Origin of the sequence: Lachnospira intestinalis, from assembly GCF_040095895.1 — a bacterium.
Lineage (GTDB): Bacteria > Bacillota > Clostridia > Lachnospirales > Lachnospiraceae > Lachnospira > Lachnospira intestinalis.
On record NZ_JBBMFS010000004.1, the window covers coordinates 201,473 to 221,835 of the forward strand.

Here is a 20,363-nt window from a genome sequence, read left to right on the forward strand (position 1 = left end):
TTTATAGTTTATGCGTTATGTTGCGATAGAAAAGGCAAAGGATAACATGGTACTGGCAATGCCCATATATGACAGTATTAACAGAGTACTGCTGGCAACAGGTACCATTATGACCAGGGATTATATCAGAAAATTAAAAGCGCGGGGACTGCCGGGTTTTTATGTGGAAGATGAACTGGCAAAAGACATTGAAGTACAGGATATCGTTACACAGGAACTGCGCAATGAAGGGGTAGAAGCCTTGCAGCGTGGTGATCTGGATGCCTGCATGAAAGTTGCGGAACGGATTGTGGAACAGATTCTGTCACGGCCGCCAATCCGTCTGGATATGATTGATTTAAGAATGTTTGATGATTATACGTACCGTCATTCTGTCAATGTGGCGGTCATGAGTACAGTCATTGCGCTCAATTTAGGGTTTAATAAGAAAAAATTAAAAGAGGTCAGTATTTCCGCCATGCTGCATGATATTGGTAAACTGATGTTAAATCCGGAAATTTTAAATAAGCCCGGACCGTTAACGGAGAGTGAGTACGAACATATCAGGCAGCATCCGCAGATAGCTTTTGATTTTCTGCGGCAGCGCATGGATATTAGTTCAACAATCCGTGCCGGGATTCTGTCCCATCATGAAAATGAAGACGGCAGCGGGTATCCGAATGGATTCGTAGGTGATGATATTTACATTTATGCAAAAATCATTCACGTAGCGGATGTGTTTGATGCACTGACATCCAAAAGACCGTATAAAGTACCTTATGCACGTTCGGAAGCAGTTGAGTATCTGATGGGCGGATGCGGCAGATTTTTTGACAGAGATGTGGTAGAGGCGTTTATTCAGTCTGTGGCAATCTATCCGTCCGGGACGGAAGTGATGCTCTCAGACGGCAGAGAAGGCATTGTGGCGGCAAATAAATGGAATCCGCTGCGACCGTTAATCAGGCTGTGGGATGGGGAAGAAATAGACCTAAATGATTCGTGTAATTATCGTGATCTGACAATTGTTCCGGAAACCGATGCGATTTTGGTGTAAAATATTCGTTATAAATAAACGGGGGCGTGTAACTTGACGTTGTGCTTTGTGTCGCAGGCACCATAAAGCCGCTTTTTATCGCAGAACTGAATAAATTCGGTTTGCGACTCCTCCGGTATTAAAATGCCTGTGGAATGGGGATTAGTATGGATAATAAGAAAATAAACCCGCTGTTTACCAAAGAAAATGTTGAAAAAATTGTTGTACCTGATATTGTGAAAGTAGATTTGCTGAGTATTCTGGAAGAAAAGTTACAAAAGGCGGGGTTTTATTACAGAGTGGCATATCGTGTTAAAGCGGTAGATTCGATGGTCAACAAGCTGATATTTAAGGATTACCGGCGGAAAGGCACGGAAAACGAAGATAAGAAAATGCAGGATTTAATCGGAATCCGGATTATGCTGTATTTCAGTGATGATCTGGAAATCTGTATGAGGCTGCTGGATACGCTGTTTGTCGAGCCCGGCAAGTGGGAAACCACGGAAAACAATGAATATGAGTTTAAGGCAATGAAGGTCAACGGAATTTTTAAGCTGCCGGCATATTTAAGCAAGACGATTGTCAATCCGTCACTGGCAGATTATGTTGACAGTACTTTTGAAGTACAGGTCAGAACCAACTCCTTTGAAGGGTGGCACGAGATTGAACATGATCTGCGCTATAAAGGTTCGGCATTCGGTATCGGTAATGAAGCGCTGGCACGCAAGATGAACAGTATTCTGGCAACACTGGAGCTGTGCGATGATTCTATTGTACAGCTGCTAGAGGATCTGGGACACCAGCACTATAAGGATAAGCTGTGGTGCGACATGATACGATGCCATTACAGGCTGAAACTGGACAATACGCCGATGTATCCTGAAATTGAAGAAATTTTAAACAGAGATACGGAGCTTGCAAAGCAGTTTTACCGTTTTGACCGCGGAAAAACAATTGCACAGCTTTGGAATAATACATCGGATAAGGGTGTGCAGTTAAATGTTAATAATATTATCCGTATTGTCAATCAGATCGGCCCGAATGATGAGCGGTTGAAGGAAGTTTTTGCAAAGCGCGACAGGGCAGCTCATCAGGAAACGGAAAACAGCGGCAGGCGCAAGCGTTTTGAACCGTTTAAGACACTGGGAAGATATAAAGTTTTTCAGGCACAGACATACATAGAAACGGCTAATTTAAAGACAGAAGACGCGTTCCGCAAGGCGGCAGGATACATTTATTCATGGGTAAAGTCCCGCTTTAATGAGGTCTTTTCTGATATACCGGAGCAGGTTGCCGGTTACAGCGGCAGTACGCCGGGATACAGTGTGCTGGTTGACTATGATGAGGAAAAATGCTATTTTAAAGAATATACCACGCATTTTGATACTAGAATATCTTCCCGTATCTGGATTTCAGAGGCGGTTGTCAAAAAAGACGAAAAAGGACTGCTTTTTACGGTGCTGAATGAATATGCAGAGCCAAAGGAACGGTACCGGGATAATGAAAATATTTTATTTTCCAGACCGAATTTTTATGGTGAAATTGCGGACAATATCGGAATCTGTGATGTGGTACGGCTCCGCGAGAGTGTTCATCATGTTGATACGGAAAATGCGGCGGAAATGGACAGCCTGATTGCCAATCCGGACAGAAAGTTTCCGGTGATTGTCTTTATGGCAGCAGACAAGGAATGGACGGAAAAATTTGACGTGGATTATTTTTCTTATCTGGTTGGCTATTATGCGCACATTATGTTTGTAGAGAAAGCGGAATCAGAAGCTTTTGCTCATAAATACGGACTTCATGCGGGATATGAAGATTCAATTACGGTATTTTATCCGGGCGAAGCACCGCAGACCAGCTACAAATCCGATATTCTGGAAACGCGCTTTGAAGTTATCAAGTTGGAACAGAAAAAATACTGGAACGAATTCGGGTGTCGCGCGTACAGACGCCAGCTCGTATCCCAGATTCGTGAAAAGAATGTGGCTTATGGGGCTGGGAAGGAAACAAAACAGTAAAACAGACATAAAAATAAAAATCCTCCCATACGTTAAAACAGATGAAACGCTGTCAGACGCATGGGAGGATTTTTTTATGGCAGATTGTAAAAATGAGCAGATGGGTATAGTGCAGATTGCAGATAAACAGGGTACAGATGAACGAATAAACATGTCAATAACAGATGTGATGTACTGGCTTGACAAAATGCAGGAAAAAGACCGGCTGATTTACACGAAGGAAGAAATAGAGCGGTTAAATCGGCAGATTTATTGCAGGTGTCTTGAAACGGGAGATATGTTTGATATTAAAGAAATAGTAAAAGAATATTCACCCGCGGTTTGGCCGGGAATCTGTATCAGCCGTGCAGATGTAAAAAAGAAGCTGGGTGCATGGCAGGAAAGTCCGTGTGATTGGACAGAAAAAGATGGGGACAATCAAATTACGGTGTTATTGCCCAATGAGCCGGTAGTGATTGTGCGCGAAAGCTTGTGTAAAGAATGGTACTATTTGTATGCACGTAATGCCGCAGGCTGGGTACGCAAAGACTGTATTGCGGATTGCGGTGGCAGTGACTGTGACATACAGCAAAGAAATGGACGACAACCGGATTTTTATGTGATTACGGCAAGCCGCTGGAGGACAGAGTGTAATCCAAAAGATAAGTGTGTATCACAGATACCGCTTTATATGGGAACAATATTGAAAAAATGTAATGAAAAAGAATTTGCGGGAATTCCCTATAATGGAAATATTGCCGCATTATTTCCGGTAAAAAATCAAAACGGTCAGTATGAAGAAAGAGCGATACAGCTGACACAGGCGGCGGGAGCGGTTTGCGGCTTTTTACCGTGCACGGCAGAAAATATTCTGAAACTGACTTTTTCAATGCTGGGTGAAGTCTATGGCTGGGGCGGCAGTCTGGACTCGAGGGATTGCTCCATGATGGTACACGATATTTTTGCGTGCTTTGGTATCTGCCTGCCCAAAGACACAACGGGGCTGCAAAGTCTTAAGGGACTGGATATTTTTATGGATTTGACATCGTATTCCAAAGAAGAAAAAGAGCAGATTCTGACCCGTCTGCGTCCGGGTGCGGTACTGGGCTTTCCTGGACATGTCATGATTTATCTGGGAAAGACAGGACAGGATTATTATGTTATCAGCCAGACCGGGCATTTTTATCAAAAGACGGATACCGAATTTGAAAAAGTGACTGTTAATTCCTGTGTTGTCAATTCTTTATCAGTGTATCGGAAAAATGAAAAAACATGGCTGAATTCGCTGACATATTGCCTGTTATATGATTTTTAGCATGAAAATATTTTAATGAGTATTGACACATTTTTAACCGGACGGTATAACATATTTAACAAGAGAGCTATCGACTAGATGAAACCTAGCCGACGGCGGGATAATATTCTACAGAAAATAGCGCATCATCTGACAGGACGAGGGCGCTTCTTTTTGCGTTGTTTAATGTTGATAACGAGCGTTATAACTGCGCAAAGCATGTATCAGGTATATAAAGTGTATTTGTCAATTATTTGTTTAAAAGTTTTATCAATATTAACCCCCTTTTAATAGTATTTTATACCCCCCGGTGTTATACTTACCATATAAACTACATACAAAGCGGTGAAGGATATGGAAAAAGAAGTACAGACAGATGTTACAAAAAACATAGAAAATATAGAAACACAGCGGATAGAGCCGACCCAGCTTGAGGTGGTGCAAAACGATGCACTGACTATAGAAGAAATCGAAACCGGTCTGGTCTATAACGGTAGTATGGTGCGCGTGGCAGATATTTCGGAAGAATTCCGGAAAGTCATCGAGCCGATTTTAAGAATGTACAATGCGGCAATGAATGTGACAACGGCGCGGATTGAAATTATCAAAGATGAGTCGCGCTATAAAAATGTGCGCTGTCCGGTGCATCATATTGATACCCGTTTGAAATCTGCGGGCAGTATTCTGGGAAAATTACAGAAGAAAAATCTGGATTTGACGATTGGTGCGGCGTGCAATAACATTTACGACATCGCGGGTGTAAGAATTGTCTGTCCGTATATTAAAGATGTATATTTTATACGTGACAGAATTCTGGCGCAGGACGACATTGAAGTTATGAAAGTCAAAGATTATATCGAACATCCGAAGGAAAACGGCTACCGCAGTTATCATCTCATTATCCGTGTGCCGGTCTTTTTTATGAATAAAAAGCAGATGGTTCCGGTTGAGATTCAGATTCGGACAATGGCTATGGATTTGTGGGCAAGCTTAGAACATGATATCAGCTATAAAGCGATTAACAGCAAAGGCGAATATCAGGGGGATTATTCGGAATTCAGAGAGGAATTAACCGAATGCAGCCGTCTGATTTACGAAGCAGAAGAAAAGATGGAGAGAATGAACAGTATGCTGGAATAAACTTGATTTTTTACATTAAATGCAATAAACTATATAAGTGTGAAAAAAGATGTATTTTAGCATAATGGAGGAAAAAATGGATAATCAAAAACTTGCTGAATTATTATTTCCCGATGTAACCAAAACACCGGAATACTATGAGGAGAAGTACCCTTATAGAAAACTGCCAAATAAAGCGGAGGTAACAAGACTCGCACCGAGTCCGACGGGATTTATTCATCTGGGAAATCTCTATAGTGCATTGACGGATGAACGTCTTGCACATAGAAACGGTGGTAAGTTTTATTTAAGAATTGAAGATACAGATGCCAAAAGAACGGTAGAAGGTGCGGTTGATACCGTTATCAATGTACTGCGTTATTTTAATATTGAATTTGATGAGGGTGCAGGCTACCCGGACGATGACGAGCGCAATGCCTACGGTCCGTATTATCAGACACAGCGTGTAGATATTTATCATGTCTATGCAAAAAGCCTTGTAGAACGAGGACTGGCGTATCCTTGCTTCTGTACGGAAGAGGAACTGGAAGAAGTCAGAAAGCAGCAGGAAGAAGCGAAAGAACTGACCGGTTATTACGGAAAGTATGCAACCTGCCGCAATTTAAGCGATGAAGAAATCGAAGCCAATATCAAAGCCGGAAAGCCGTATGTATTAAGACTTCGTTCACAGGGAAGCCCGGATAAGGAAATCGTATTTGTCGATGAAATCAAGGGCGAAGTAAAACTTCCTGAAAATATTCACGATATTGTCTTATTAAAGAAAGACGGGATTCCAACCTATCATTTTGCCCATGCGATTGATGACCATTTAATGCGTACAACGGTTGTTGTCCGTGGCGGCGAATGGCTTGCATCAGCACCGATTCACTATGAACTGTTCCATGTATTGGGCTTTAAGATGCCAAAGTATGCCCATACGGCACATTTAATGAAGTTTGATGAAGAAACAGGCGGAAAGAGAAAGTTATCCAAGAGAAAAGACCCTGAACTGTCACTTGATTACTACAGAAAAGACGGTTATCATCCGTATACGATGAAGGTTTATCTGATGACACTGCTCAATTCCAACTTTGAAGAATGGCATGAAAAGTTCCCGGACAAGGATATCAACGAATTCCCGTTCTCACTGGATAAGATGAGTACATCCGGCGCATTATTTGATAAGGATAAGTTACATAATATCTGTAAAAATGAGTTATCAAAGCTTTCAGAGGATGAGCTTTATGACTTCTTATATGACTGGGCAGAGGAAAATGAACCGGAAAAGAAGAACATCTGGTTTGCCGATAAGGAAAAAATGCTTGGAATCCTGCGCCTGTACATGGGTATCGGCATGAAGCGCAGAAGAAAAGATTTCATGTATGCAAAGCAGATTTTTGAAATGATCGGCTATTTCTTTGATATGGAAGATACACAGGAAAAGGATGAATTCCGCATGGATACGGAAGATGTCAAGACGATTCTGAACGAGTATCTTTCCATGTATAACCATGAAGACGACAATTCCGAATGGTTTAACAAGTTAAAGGCGATTGCGGACAAGCACGGCTACGCTTCCGATATGAAGGCATACAAGGCAAATCCTGAAGCTTTCAAGGGCAATGTATCCGATATTGCGGAAGTTATCCGTATTGCAGTAACCGGAAAAGCCAATACACCGGATTTATGGTCTATCGTTCATGTGATGGGCGAAGCACAGATGCGTGATAAAATTCAGAAAGTTTTAGCGTAAATACGGATAGAAAAAGAGGAAGAAGAAATGTTGACAAAAGATGTGGAAACAATGGCAGGTGCCGCACAAGGAAAGGCAGACATCTGTGAACACTATCCTGTAAAGTTTTTTATCCGTGCAATTATGGCAGGCTTTTTTATTGTCGTTGCAACGATTTTATCCAACGTATCCGCTGCGGTGCTGTATTCAACCTATCCGCAGTTTGGCAAGCTTTTAGGAGCATTTTTGTTCTCAATTGCGATTGTGCTGATTGTTTTTATCGGTGGTGAACTTTTTACCGGCAATAACATGACAATGGCAATGGGCGCATATGCCGGAACCTGTACATGGAAACAGGTTTTAAAGGTGTGGCTGGTCAGCTACATCGGCAATTTTGTGGGTGCGTTTTTTTTAAGCTTTTTATTTGTGAAAAGCGGTGCATCCCATCAGATTTTAGTAGATTATTACAACAGCTTTTTAGCGGCAAAGCTTTCAGCGCCGCCGATGCAGCTGTTTTTACGCGGTGTCCTGTGTAATTTCTGCGTGTGTCTTGCAGTCCTTACCGGAACGCGTATGAAGTCGGAAAGCGGCAAGCTCATTGTCATGTTCTGTGTGATTATGGCATTTGTTGTATCCGGTTTTGAACACTGTGTTGCCAATATGGGCACATTTTCAATTGCGTATCTGTTGTTTGGCAGCATCAACCCGGTGTTACTTGCAAAGAGCATGATTTGCGTAACACTGGGCAACATTGTCGGTGGTGCGCTGCTGCTTGCGGCACCGTTAAAGCTGATGAGTGCGGAGAAGTAATGGAACAGATGAAAATAATAGGCTGGGTCCGAACGGATTTCCCGGAAAAATTCGGTGTACCCAGACAAAGCGGACTTGTCCGTGAATTGACAGGAAGAATTGAATTTGCACCGGAATACCGCAATAAAGAGGCATTCCGCGGGCTGGATGAATATTCCCATCTCTGGATTTTGTGGCAGTTTTCGGAAAGCATCCGGGATGACTGGAGTCCGACGGTCAAACCGCCGCGGCTGGGCGGCAACCGGCGCATGGGTGTGTTTGCAACACGCTCGCCGTTTCGCCCAAACCCCATCGGACTTTCCTGTGTCCGGCTGGAGCAGGTCTGTCTGGATGGAAAAGATGCACCGTACTTAATGGTATCCGGTGTGGATATGATGGATCATACTCCTGTGTATGATATCAAACCGTATCTGGCATATACGGACAGCCATGCAGATGCGGTGTGTGGATTTGCGGATACGGTAATGGATCACGAGTTACAGGTTGTGATTCCAGAGGAACTTAAAGCAGAAGTGCCGCCGGAAAAGTGGGCAGGGCTTATCGGTCTTTTAAAGCAGGATATCCGTCCGGGATATCTTCATGCGCCGGACAGGGTATTCGGGGTGTCTTTTGCGGGAATGAATATAAAATTTACGGTAAACAACAATGTACTTACAGTCTGCGCCATAGCAAAATTATAGAATGCTATAGAAAAGGAAGGTATCATTGAATAAAACGGTCGTTGTAGAACTTGATCAGAATGGAAAAGAAATTTTTCATACGGCAGGTTATGAAAAGTACTGGATCAGCCGGGTGGGCATGGAAACCGTCTGGCTGAGAAAAGAACGTGTAAAAGAAGTGGTTTCCGTTCAGGAAACCTTTGCCGCCATGGAGTTTTTAGAAAAGCCGGAGAGGGGAATTGTATCGGCAGAAATATCGATACGGATGAAGATGACAGATGAATCCTGCCGCTGGACACGTGTCGGGTATGAAATTATGATGCCGGACAACGGCACGGACAAAAAAGTCGTTGTTACTTTTACCGATGAAGAAAAAGAAAAACAGTCCGAAGCGGAATACGCAGAAGTTATCCGTGAGCGGGACAATCTGATTCTGACCATTTCAGGCGGAATCGCCATTTATGAAATTACAGACAAAATACGGACTGTTTATATTACGGAAGAAACGGCGGCGCTTGCCGGTTATACGAAAAAGGAATTGATGGAGATTATCGGGGAAAATGCGTTGGCATTATGCCATCCCGATGATATTAAAACAACGCAGAATTATTTTAAAACAAGAAGACAACAGGTTCGTGTCATGTCGTATGAGTACCGGATTAAGAATAAAAATGGTATGTATCAGTGGGTCAGTGTACGCGCCCGTTTTGTACAGCAGAAAAATTCGATCCTGCTGTATACGATTATGACCGATATTGATCAGATAAAAAAAGCAGAAGAAGATGCCAGAATGCAGAAAAAGATGTTGGAATTGGCATTGCAGCAGTCAGATTTCCGGTTTTGGGACTATGACATTAAAACGCATCGTTTATACCGCTCCTGGGCGGTAACACAGCAGGTTGGTTTTGGCGAATATGAGGAAAATGTACCGGAAGGATTTGTAGAGCTTGGATTGATTCATCCGGATGACTGTGAAGCGTATCTGGAATTTTATCACAATGTACAGCAGGGGAAGAATCAGCGCCTGACATTTCGTGCCATTCATCAGAATGGAGAATGGGGATGGATGGACATTGCTTACCGTGTTTTTTTTAATGAACAGGGTGAGCCGGTGCGTGCAATTGGCGTAGGTGGAGATGTATCTAAGCAAAGAGAAAAAGAACAGAAGTATTTAAAAGATTTTGAATTATTCCGTGATGTCAGTATTTATGCAATTCAAAGAGTATTTCTGGATGTTTTTCTTGTGGATATTCCAACCGACAGCATACGGCTTGTGCTGGCACAGGGCGGATATATGAATATGAAAGAAATACAGGGATATGATAAAATTTTAAATCAGAAACTTTGCAGATATGTACGTGATAAAGAAGATGCGGTAAAGAAATTAAGTATTGCACAGATTAAAAAAAATATCGCATTGACAAAGGATCACAAACTTGAATATACGTTTGAACTGCGGAATGAAAAGGGACGGAAGTGCTGGTATAAGTATTATATTTCATATTTTCACGAGAATACGGAAAAATTGCTGGTGCTTGTGAAAGACGTAACAAATACAACCCGCCTTGAAGATGAAAAAAGACTGGAATTAGAGGCAGCATTATTGCAGGCGAAAAAGGCGAATGATGCCAAAAAAGCATTTTTATCGAATATGAGCCATGATATCCGTACCCCGATGAATGTCATTACCAATATGGCAAAAATGGTACTGGAAGAACCGGAAAATAAAACGCAGGTACTAGATTATATGAATAAAATCTGCTCAATGAGTACGTTTTTAATGGGGGTTATCAGTGATATTCTGGATGTGTCCAAAATGGAAAGCGGAAAACTGCAATTAAGGAAAGAACCATATTCGTGTATTGAACTGCACGATGCAGTCTGCGCCATGATGGAACCTCTGTGCCGGGAAAAAAATATTACTTTCTATACGAATCTAAATCCGCAGAATGACATTATTTTTACGGATAAGACAAAGCTAAACCGTATATTTTTCAATCTGCTCGGTAATGCGGTCAAGTTCACGCCGGCGGGCGGAAAGGTTTCGTTTCTGCATAAAAATATTGTGCGTAAAGACGGTTTTCTTGAATGGGATACAGTGATTACCGATACCGGAAGCGGCATGAGTAAAGAATTCCAGCGAAAAATGTATCAGCCGTTTGAACAGGAGAACCAGCTTGTGACAGACAGTCTTGCAGGTGTCGGGCTGGGTCTTGCCATTGTTAAGATGAATACAGAAGCCTTTGGCGGTACAATTGCAGTAGAGAGTGAGCCGGGGAAAGGTACGGCATTTACAATTCATTTAAAAGCACCGTATATGAGCGGGGAAGATTATCATATGCATTATACAGCATCAAAGCTGCAGACAGACCTTGCGGGAAAGAAAATTTTACTCGTTGAAGATCATAAACTGAACATGGAAATTGCAAAGAAGATTCTGGAAAAGAAACAGATGAAGGTAACATGTGCATATAATGGTGCAGAAGCTGTGGCATTGTTTGAAAAAATGCCGGAGTATACGTTTGATGCAGTGATTATGGATATCCGTATGCCGGTGATGAACGGACTGGAAGCGGCGGCGGCAATCCGTGCCGGTGCAAAAGCAGATGCTAAGACCATACCGATTATTGCGATGTCTGCCAATGCTTTTGCAGAGGATATGGAGAAGAGCCGGCGGGCGGGCATGAACCGCCACGTTGCCAAGCCGGTAGAACCGGAGAGGCTGTTTGGTGTGCTTTCTGAAATTTTTTCGGACTAATATAAGATTAAAGTGCAGGAGAGTGAGGCTATGGCAGGAATTTTTGAAGATATTCAGTTTCAAAAGACGGATTTAAATACTGTAAAAGAATTAAAAGAAGACTGCTGGAGAAAAGCACAGGGTGAGGATTTAGAGGCATTTCTGGGATTTTACTTAAAAAAGAAACCCGCACGCAGCTGGCAGATTGCAGCCTGGGCGGCATTGTTTGTATTTTTAATATCTTCCGGTGAACTGGGGTTTGAACGGCTTTGCAAAAATGATCCGTCTTACAATCCGGTGCCGATGACAATCGGTGTCATTGCAGGGGGACTGCTGTATCTGTTTTTTGCATGTATGCGCCAGATTCAAAGCCGCAGAGAGCTGTTACGGATAAAGAGCAGCGTTTATGTGACAGATGCCATTGCCTACGGCGGTGGCGGAAATGTACAGGTGATGGTCAATCACAAGCGGATTGCGTTTGATATGTATGCGTTTGACGAAACTGTAAGCCCGACAGAACAGGTGCATAAACCCGACGGAACATATGAAGGGTTCCGGGTATTATTATATGCAGTCATACAGGACAATTCCTGTAGGATGAAAGCGGTGCTTGGAAGTGCAGGCGTGCGTTACTATGCATCACAGTGCAGGAAATTTGAAAAAAGGAGCGGACAGGTAGTGTGAAAAATCACACTGATGTGCTGATTTTTCAAACAGCGATTTGTTTCTGAGCAAAAACAAATCGCTATGATGGCAGATGAGAAATCGCCTGTGCGAATTTCTCATTGCCGCTTCGCAACAAGTTGCTCAGAAATGAGGATTATTATGAAAAGATATGATGTGATTATAGTAGGTGCGGGACCGGGCGGTATATTTTCCGCATATGAACTGACAAAAAAAGACAGTGACCTAAAAATCGCCGTATTTGAAACGGGAACGTCCCTTGAAAAGAGAAAATGTCCGATTGACGGTAAAAAGGTAAAAAGCTGTGTGGGCTGTAAAACGTGTGCGATTATGAACGGTTTCGGCGGTGCAGGCGCATTTTCAGACGGAAAGTACAATATTACCAACCAGTTCGGCGGCAATCTGTATGAATATATCGGCAAGCAGGAAGCACTGGATTTAATGCATTATGTCGATGAAATCAATCTTTCACACGGCGGAGAGGGTACGGCATTGTATTCTACGGCAAATACCGAGATTAAAAAGCTGTGCCTCACCAACGGACTGCATTTGCTGGATGCTTCCGTGCGGCATCTGGGAACAGATATTAATTATGTGGTACTGGAAAATCTGTATCAGGAATTAAAAGAAAAGGTAGACTTTTACTTTGAATCACCGGTACAGACCGTGGAAAAAAGCGATAACGGCTATATTGTCCATGTAAAAGATGAAAGCTTTTACTGCGACAAATGTATCATTTCGGCAGGACGAAGCGGCAGTAAGTGGATGGAAGGGGTCTGTGCACAGCTTGAAATTCCGACAAAATCTAACCGCGTGGACATCGGTGTGCGCGTGGAACTTCCGGCAGAGGTTTTTGCACATCTGACAGATGAACTTTACGAGAGCAAGATTGTATACCGTACCAAGGGCTTTGAAGATTTAGTCCGTACTTTCTGCATGAATCCGAAGGGTGTGGTTGTAAATGAAAACACCAACGGCATTGTAACAGTCAACGGACACAGCTATGAAGATGAAAATAAGCATACGGAAAATACGAATTTTGCCCTGCTGGTTGCAAAGCATTTTTCAGAACCGTTTAAAGACAGCAACGGATACGGCGAAAGCATTGCCAGACTGTCAAATATGCTTGGCGGCGGCGTTATCGTTCAGCGTTTCGGGGATTTAATCCGCGGCAGACGAAGCAATAAAGCACGAATCGAAGAAAACTTTGTAACACCGACATTGTCAGCGACACCGGGCGATTTAAGCCTTGTTATGCCAAAACGTATCTTAGACGGCATTATTGAAATGATTTACGCATTGGATAAGATTGCGCCGGGTACGGCAAACGATGATACCCTGCTCTATGGTGTGGAAGTCAAATTCTACAATATGCAGGTTGAGATTGACAATAATCTGGAAACAAGAAATAAAGGGCTTTACATTATCGGGGATTGCAGCGGTGTAACCCATTCGCTTTCACATGCTTCTGCAAGCGGGGTTTATGTAGCCAGACATATTTTAAATCAGCTAAACTGAAAGGAAAAATACTGTGGACGATGAATTGATAACGGTAACGGTAGACAGACCGATAGGAAGTTCCCATCCGGACTATCCCTCGCTGGTTTATCCGGTAAATTATGGGTATATCGAAGGTGTTCTGACCCCGGGCGGGGAAGAACAGGATGCCTATATCATAGGTGTGGATATACCTGTTGATAAATTTACAGGCAGAAAAATTGCCATTATACACAGAAAAGATGATGTTGGGGATAAATGGGTGGTTGCACCGGAAAATATGCCGTATACCAAGCAGCAGATTGAGGAAATGGTGTATTTTCAGGAGCAGTATTATGACAGCTTTGTTCAAATGCTCAATGAAGAAATGTGGGATGCCTGCGATGCATGGGAAAACAAATTAGGCTATAAAGTGCCGCGCAGCATGGCAAAATCTCTTGCAGACGGTGTATTTCATGTGGTTGTCATGATTTATACCGTGACAACAGACGGCAGGGTGCTTGTTACACAGCGTTCCCAGAATAAGACTAATCCGTTAAAATGGGAAGTGACCGGCGGCTCGATTCTTGCGGGAGAAACGCCACAGGAGGGGGCAGTGCGTGAACTTTCAGAGGAAACCGGAATTACGGCTCAGACATCAGATTTGGTGCAGTTGTATGAATATGCAGATTACAGAAGACATTCGATTTATCACAGCTATGTGTATGTTACACAGCCGGATACAAAAGTGACTTTACAGGAAGGCGAAACAATGAATTATAGGTGGCTTTCTTATAAAGAATTTGTTGAACTGGTGGAATCCGACCGTTTTGTGCCGTCAGAACAGGAGCGCTTCTGCACGAACCGGGCAATCATTGAAAAGAAGCTGATGTCAATTAAAGAGTTTAAAGAAATGTCCGATATATAAAACAGCAGTTAAAGTACATGGAGGTCACCTGCAATATAATTATTGAAAGGTAGATAAAAATGAGAGTAGTAGCGAATTACAGCACGTCCCTGTTTGATTACATCAACAGTGACAAGAATTTAAAAGAGGTACTTTCACAGGGTGCGGATGAGTCTTTATTATCGGAAGGCGCCAAAAAGACACTTCGGGAAAAGGGAATCAGCTTAAACGGCAGTACCACAAAGGATGCTTCTGTTTATGAAACGGTTCAGGAAACAGCAGAAAGTGTACGTGACAGTGTGATTGCGTTTACCGGTTCAGACGCCGAAAGTCTTTTTACGACAGCCGAAAGCTCGGGCAGTACGGCAAAGATTGTAACAGAAGTGAAGTCATTTGTGGAAAATTATAATGCATTTGCAAGTGCAGTCAAGGAAATGGGCGGTTCAGAGAATACCACCTATTTGGAACAAATGAACGAATTGCTGTCTAAAGACAGCGATGCTTATGAAAAAATCGGTATTACATTTGCAGAAGACGGTACACTGACACTGGATGAAAAGGTACTTGACGGTGCATCCGTACAAGATTTAAAGAATGCATTTTACAAGGACAATGATTTGGAAGAAATTGCCCAGAAAAGTATCCGCGTACAGGCGAATGCGATTTCCGGAAAATATGCCGCGACTGTTTCTAACTATACGGACAGCGGTACATACAGCAATTCCGCACTGAGCAGCTTTTTAAAGAGTATTTAGTATTCTGTATTTAGTGCATGACATATTTTAAAATCAAAAGAATGCCACATGGGAACAGCTATGGAGAGCTGGTTCTGTGTGGCATTTTTGTGATTGTATTTCTCATGTATTTTGGGTTGCTATTTAGAAAACGTTGGTATATACTTGTACCGAAAAAAGGAAAGAAAATGGAGAATAAGAGGAATTATGAAGTACGTAAGACAGTTTTTAATCATACTTGTCATTTCATTTATCGGTGAATTGTTAAGATATTATATCCCGTTAAAGATTCCGGCAAGCATCTATGGTCTGGTATTATTATTTGCCGCACTGGAGCTGCGCATTATCAAATTGGTATCCATTCGTGAAACAAGCCGCTTTTTAATAGAAATTATGCCGCTGATGTTTGTTCCGGCAGGTGTCGGACTGTTGTCAAGCTGGGGCGTTTTAAAGCCGGTCTGTGTTCCGATTATGGTCATTGTACTGATATCAACCATTATTGTTATGGCAGTATCAGGAAAAGTAACCCAGGGTGTTATCCGTATGGAGAAAAAACATCCGAAAAAGAAAAACGGTGCAGACCATATTTATGTTAAAGATTCCGAAGGCGAAAGGCAGTATATCAGTGAAAATTCTATCTAGATAGCAATCTGAATAAATGGAAATGGAGATAAAAAGTGAAAGAGTTACTTACAAATTCAGTATTTTTCGGAGTGATGGTCAGTATTCTGACCTATGAGCTTGGAATGTTTTTAAAAAGAAAATTGAAACTGGCAATCTTTAATCCGCTGTTAATTTCAATTGCGGCAGTCATTGTCTGCCTGCTGGCATTTAACATTGACTATGACAGCTACAATGCAGGTGCGAAATATATCAGCTATCTTTTAACACCAGCAACGGTTTGTCTGGCGGTGCCGCTTTACGAACAGGTTGAGCTGTTAAAGAAAAATGCAAAAGCGATTTTTGCAGGCATTTTATCCGGTGTGTTGACCAGTATTCTTTGTGTGCTGGCGGGCTGTGCGATTTTCGGTCTGAGCCATGAACAGTATGTAACATTGCTTCCGAAGTCTATTACCACGGCAATCGGCATGGGTGTATCGGAAGAACTCGGCGGTATTGTAACGATTACGGTTGCCGTCATTATTATTACCGGTGTATTTGGCAATATGATGGCAGAATTTGTCTGTAAGGTGTTCCGTATTCAGGAGCCGGTGGCAAAGGGAATCGCAATCGGTTCTGCGGCACATGCGGTGGGTACGGCAAAAGCAATGGAAATGGGTGATATTGAAGGCGCGATGAGCAGTCTGTCCATTGCAGTTGCAGGATTGATGACGGTTGTGGCAGCACCGCTGTTTGCGGGAATACTTTAAAATTTGAAAAAGAAAATTAGAAAAATAAAAATGAAGCAGGAAAAGGAGAAGGTGCAATGATAATTACAGTTGGCAGAGAATGTGGAAGCGGCGGACATGCAATCGGAGAGGCACTTGCGGCACATTATGGAATCCGTTGTTATGACAGACATATTTTGGTGTCAGAGGCAAAAGCCAGAGGCATGTATGATGAACTGGAAAACTTCTTCTCGGAGAAACCGATGGACAGTCTGCTGTATTCTATCGCCATCAATAATATGGAAAAAAGAAATGCAACGGTTTTAAAGCAGTTTCATGAGCTGATTACAGAAAATTCATTTGTTCTGATTGGACGGTGTGGAAACTATATTTACAAAAATGATGAAGATGTGACAACCTTGTTTATTCATTCTGACATGGACAGCAAAATTGAGCGGACGATGCATAAACAGAATATGGACAGAATCAAGGCAAAAGAGCTGATTGAATATGTGGATTCCAAGCGCGAAGCTTTCCACAAGCGATATACAGATGAAACATGGGGCGATGCAAGAAACTACCAGCTGACAGTAAACAGCAGTGTTCTTGGTGTAGAACAGACAGCAGAACAGATTATTGCCTTTATTGATAAGAAGCATAGATAAGAAATACAGGAAATCAAATGCAGATAGACAGGATATCAGTGCAAATAAAAAATAAATGAAAAAACTGGCGTGTCAGAAACAGTGATGTTTTGATGCGGCAGTTCTTTTGCTTCTATGAAAAAAGTGTAAAATTCACCAATTCATATTGAAATAATATGAATTGCTTGTTATAATAAAAACAGAAATGCAAAGTGAGGTCAGGGATGAAAGTAACGAAAGCGGATTTAAGATTATATGCCATTACAGACAGGCAGTGGCTTGGCGGAAAAGACTTTTATATGGTGGTGGAACAGGTTTTAAAAAACGGTGCCACTTTTTTACAGCTACGCGAAAAAAATGCAACCCATGAACAGCGTGTAGAGGAAGCAAAAAAAATCAAACAGATTGCGGCAAAATATCATGTGCCGTTTGTTGTCAATGACGATATCTGGGCGGCAAAGGAAGCCGGTGCGGACGGTGTGCATATCGGACAGAGTGATATGGATTATGAGCAGGCACGTAAGATATTGGGACCGGATAAGATTATCGGCATGACGGCAAAGACGGTAGAGCAGGCGGTTCAGGCTGAAAAGCTGGGCGCAGATTATATTGGTGTCGGTGCGGTTTTTCATACGACCACCAAACAGGATGCCAAGGATATGAGCCGTGAAACGCTTGCCGCGATTACAAAAAGCGTGTCGATTCCGATTGTTGCAATCGGCGGGATTACATATGATAATATGGATAGTCTGAAGGATACAGGTGTTGCTGGTGTGTCCGTGATATCTGCGATTTTTGCAAAGGAAGACGAGGGTGCGGCGGCTGCGGCACTGCGCAAAAAGGCGGATACACTGTTTGGTGCGGCACGCAGCCTTATTTTTGACATGGACGGCACACTGCTAGATTCCATGCCATACTGGCGCAGGCTGGCAAGAGAATATGCCACGAAAAAAGGCGCAGTTCTCCCGCCGGATTTTGATGAAAAGACCTATACCATGGATTTGAATGAATGTTCGGATTATTTTATCAAAGAACTCGGTATTGCAGGAAACCGCGAGAATATGCAGAAAGAGGTGCTTGAAATGATCCGTGAGCATTATAAGAAGGACATACGGATGAAGCCGGGCATGAAAGAACTCATAGAGCGGGAATATCAAAACGGAAGCAGGATGTGTATTTTTACAACATCTGAAAAAGCCTGTGCCAAAGCAGCACTGGAGCGCCTTGGTGTTTTATCCTGTTTTGAAAAGATTTATACGGTATATGACATTGGTGTGAATAAAAGAAATCCGGAGAGTTATTTAAAAATCTGTGAACAGATGAATTTTGTACCGGAGGATACAATAGTATATGAAGATGTGCTTCATGCCGTGGAATCTGCCAAAAAGGCAGGCTGCCGCGTGACAGCGGTGTATGATGCGGATTCAGCACATTTATGGGAAAAGATCAAGCAGCAGGCAGATGAAACAATTTGCTTTTAAAATGCCTGCGGAATGGAGAAAAGTATGAGCAGGCCATAAACGAAAGCATGCTCATACAGCACTTTGTGCCGCAGGCGCCACAAAGCTGCACTTATCGCAGGACTGAATACATTCAGTCCGCGATTCCTCCGGCATTAAAATGCCTGCGGAATGGAGAGGAAAATGAACAAAAAAGTAGTAGTGGGAATGTCAGGGGGCGTGGATTCTTCGGTTGCGGCATATCTGTTAAAACAACAGGGCTATGATGTAATCGGTGTTACCATGCAGATATGGCAGGACGAGCCGCAGTGCGCCATTGAGGAAAACGGCGGCTGCTGTGGGCTTTCTGCAGTTGAAGATGCAAGAAGGGTTGCCGCCCGGCTTGGCATTCCGTATTATGTTATGAATTTTAAAAAAGAATTTCAGGAAAATGTAATTAATTATTTTGTAGATGAATATTTATGCGGACGGACACCGAATCCGTGTATCGCCTGCAACCGCTATGTAAAATGGGAATCCCTGCTGCAAAGAAGTCTGCAGATCGGTGCGGATTATATTGCAACGGGACATTATGCGAGGATTGAGCAGCTTGTAAACGGCAGATATGCAATCCGCAATTCCGTAACGGCAAAAAAAGACCAGACATATGCGCTGTACAATCTGACACAGGAACAGCTCTCAAGGACACTTATGCCGGTCGGAGATTATACAAAGGATGAGATTCGTAAAATTGCCTCAGAAATCGGTATTCAGGTTGCCAATAAGCCTGACAGCATGGAAATCTGTTTTGTGCCGGATAACGATTATGCCGGATTTATCCAGCGGGAAACGGATTATATCCCGAAAGAAGGCAATTTTGTTGATATTCATGGCAATGTCATCGGAAAGCACAAGGGCATTATCCACTATACGGTCGGTCAGCGTAAAGGACTTGGACTGGCAATGGGACATCCGGTATTTGTGACGGAAATCCGGCCGGATACGAATGAAGTTGTTATTGGTGAAAATGCAGATGTATTTGCATCAAAATTGTATGCAAATAAGTTAAATTTCATGGCGGCAGAAGCATTTACAGGTGATGTACGTGCAAAAGCCAAAATCCGCTACAGCCATGCCGGTGCGGACTGTACGGTAAGAATGATAAATGAGGATACACTCGAATGTGTATTTGATGAACCGCAGCGTGCGGTGACACCGGGACAGGCTCTTGTTTTATATGACGGTGAATATGTTCTGGGCGGCGGCACGATTATCGGAAAAGCGGTGGAATAAAGGAGGAAAAACGAATATGAAAATTTCAACAAAGGGAAGATATGCCCTGCGTCTGATGCTGGATCTGGCACTGAATAATACAGGTGAGGCAGTCAGCTTAAAGGATATTGCCAGACGTCAGGATATTTCAGATAAATATTTGGAACAGATTATATCCATACTAAATAAAGCGGGGTATGTAAGAAGTATCCGCGGGGCACAGGGCGGTTATATGCTGCGCCGTCCTCCAAAGGAGTACACGGTGGGCATGATTTTAAGACTGACCGAAGGAACACTTGCACCGGTCAGCTGTGTAGAGGATGATGCCGTGGAATGTGAGCGTGAAGCTTCATGCGTAACCTTTATCGTGTGGAAAAAGATTAATGATGCCATTAATGAGGTTGTTGACAATATTACACTGGAAGACTTGGTGGAATGGTATCACAGCAAAAGTGATGATTATGTTATTTAGTGCTTGACTTTGCAGGGAAATCCTGTATAATACATATAACATAC

At 42.7% G+C, this 20,363-nt stretch carries 18 protein-coding genes; all 18 read left to right on the plus strand.

Translation table 11 applies throughout. From position 1 onward, the window contains the following. Positions 1–10: 10 nt before the first annotated feature. On the plus strand, positions 11–1,033 hold the full coding sequence (locus tag WMO37_RS06590) for an HD-GYP domain-containing protein (RefSeq protein WP_022431354.1): 1,023 nt from the start codon (positions 11–13) through the stop codon (positions 1,031–1,033). A gap of 146 nt (positions 1,034–1,179) precedes the next feature. Then, positions 1,180–3,033 carry a RelA/SpoT-related domain-containing protein gene (locus tag WMO37_RS06595; protein ID WP_022431353.1) on the plus strand — a complete coding sequence of 618 codons (1,854 nt, stop codon included), beginning with the start codon at positions 1,180–1,182 and terminating at the stop codon, positions 3,031–3,033. 76 nt (positions 3,034–3,109) lie between these two features. Further along, positions 3,110–4,327 carry an NlpC/P60 family protein gene (locus WMO37_RS06600; protein WP_349154614.1) on the plus strand — a complete coding sequence of 406 codons (1,218 nt, stop codon included), beginning with the start codon at positions 3,110–3,112 and terminating at the stop codon, positions 4,325–4,327. Between the two features lie 333 nt (positions 4,328–4,660). After that, complete coding sequence (locus WMO37_RS06605) at positions 4,661–5,446, plus strand: GTP pyrophosphokinase (protein WP_227090282.1); 786 nt, start codon at positions 4,661–4,663, stop codon at positions 5,444–5,446. A gap of 76 nt (positions 5,447–5,522) precedes the next feature. After that, positions 5,523–7,178, plus strand: coding sequence for a glutamate--tRNA ligase (gene gltX / locus WMO37_RS06610; protein ID WP_349154615.1), 1,656 nt, complete (start codon positions 5,523–5,525; stop codon positions 7,176–7,178). Between the two features lie 27 nt (positions 7,179–7,205). Then, the gene (locus WMO37_RS06615; protein ID WP_022431349.1) at positions 7,206–7,967 is read left to right on the plus strand and encodes a formate/nitrite transporter family protein; all 762 of its coding nucleotides are present in this window, start codon (positions 7,206–7,208) and stop codon (positions 7,965–7,967) included. After that, the gene (gene tsaA, locus WMO37_RS06620; RefSeq protein WP_349154616.1) at positions 7,967–8,647 is read left to right on the plus strand and encodes a tRNA (N6-threonylcarbamoyladenosine(37)-N6)-methyltransferase TrmO; all 681 of its coding nucleotides are present in this window, start codon (positions 7,967–7,969) and stop codon (positions 8,645–8,647) included. Before WMO37_RS06615 ends, tsaA begins: the two co-directional genes overlap by 1 nt. 25 nt (positions 8,648–8,672) lie before the next feature. Beyond that, the gene (locus tag WMO37_RS06625; RefSeq protein ID WP_349154617.1) at positions 8,673–11,384 is read left to right on the plus strand and encodes a PAS domain-containing protein; all 2,712 of its coding nucleotides are present in this window, start codon (positions 8,673–8,675) and stop codon (positions 11,382–11,384) included. 30 nt (positions 11,385–11,414) lie between these two features. Next, a complete protein-coding gene (locus WMO37_RS06630; protein WP_022431345.1) occupies positions 11,415–12,047 on the plus strand; it encodes a hypothetical protein in 633 nt (210 codons plus the stop codon). A 141-nt stretch (positions 12,048–12,188) separates the two neighbouring features. After that, positions 12,189–13,565, plus strand: coding sequence for an NAD(P)/FAD-dependent oxidoreductase (locus WMO37_RS06635; RefSeq protein WP_022431344.1), 1,377 nt, complete (start codon positions 12,189–12,191; stop codon positions 13,563–13,565). Positions 13,566–13,578: 13 nt separating this feature from the next. After that, positions 13,579–14,451: an NUDIX domain-containing protein gene (locus tag WMO37_RS06640; RefSeq protein WP_022431343.1), complete on the plus strand. Its 873-nt coding sequence runs from the start codon at positions 13,579–13,581 to the stop codon at positions 14,449–14,451. A gap of 59 nt (positions 14,452–14,510) precedes the next feature. Further along, the gene (locus WMO37_RS06645; protein WP_349154618.1) at positions 14,511–15,185 is read left to right on the plus strand and encodes a hypothetical protein; all 675 of its coding nucleotides are present in this window, start codon (positions 14,511–14,513) and stop codon (positions 15,183–15,185) included. Positions 15,186–15,371: 186 nt separating this feature from the next. Further along, the gene (locus WMO37_RS06650) at positions 15,372–15,806 is read left to right on the plus strand and encodes a CidA/LrgA family protein (RefSeq protein ID WP_022431341.1); all 435 of its coding nucleotides are present in this window, start codon (positions 15,372–15,374) and stop codon (positions 15,804–15,806) included. A gap of 35 nt (positions 15,807–15,841) precedes the next feature. Continuing rightward, a complete protein-coding gene (locus WMO37_RS06655) occupies positions 15,842–16,534 on the plus strand; it encodes an LrgB family protein (RefSeq protein WP_349154619.1) in 693 nt (230 codons plus the stop codon). A gap of 56 nt (positions 16,535–16,590) precedes the next feature. Further along, positions 16,591–17,157: a cytidylate kinase-like family protein gene (locus WMO37_RS06660; RefSeq protein WP_349154620.1), complete on the plus strand. Its 567-nt coding sequence runs from the start codon at positions 16,591–16,593 to the stop codon at positions 17,155–17,157. Positions 17,158–17,360: 203 nt separating this feature from the next. Next, the gene (gene thiE / locus WMO37_RS06665) at positions 17,361–18,617 is read left to right on the plus strand and encodes a thiamine phosphate synthase (RefSeq protein ID WP_320055237.1); all 1,257 of its coding nucleotides are present in this window, start codon (positions 17,361–17,363) and stop codon (positions 18,615–18,617) included. A 162-nt stretch (positions 18,618–18,779) separates the two neighbouring features. Then, entirely contained in the window at positions 18,780–19,868 is a 1,089-nt protein-coding gene (gene mnmA, locus WMO37_RS06670) for a tRNA 2-thiouridine(34) synthase MnmA (RefSeq protein ID WP_349154621.1), read from the plus strand. Positions 19,869–19,884: 16 nt separating this feature from the next. Further along, positions 19,885–20,319, plus strand: coding sequence for an RrF2 family transcriptional regulator (locus tag WMO37_RS06675; protein WP_022431336.1), 435 nt, complete (start codon positions 19,885–19,887; stop codon positions 20,317–20,319). Positions 20,320–20,363: the final 44 nt, after the last annotated feature.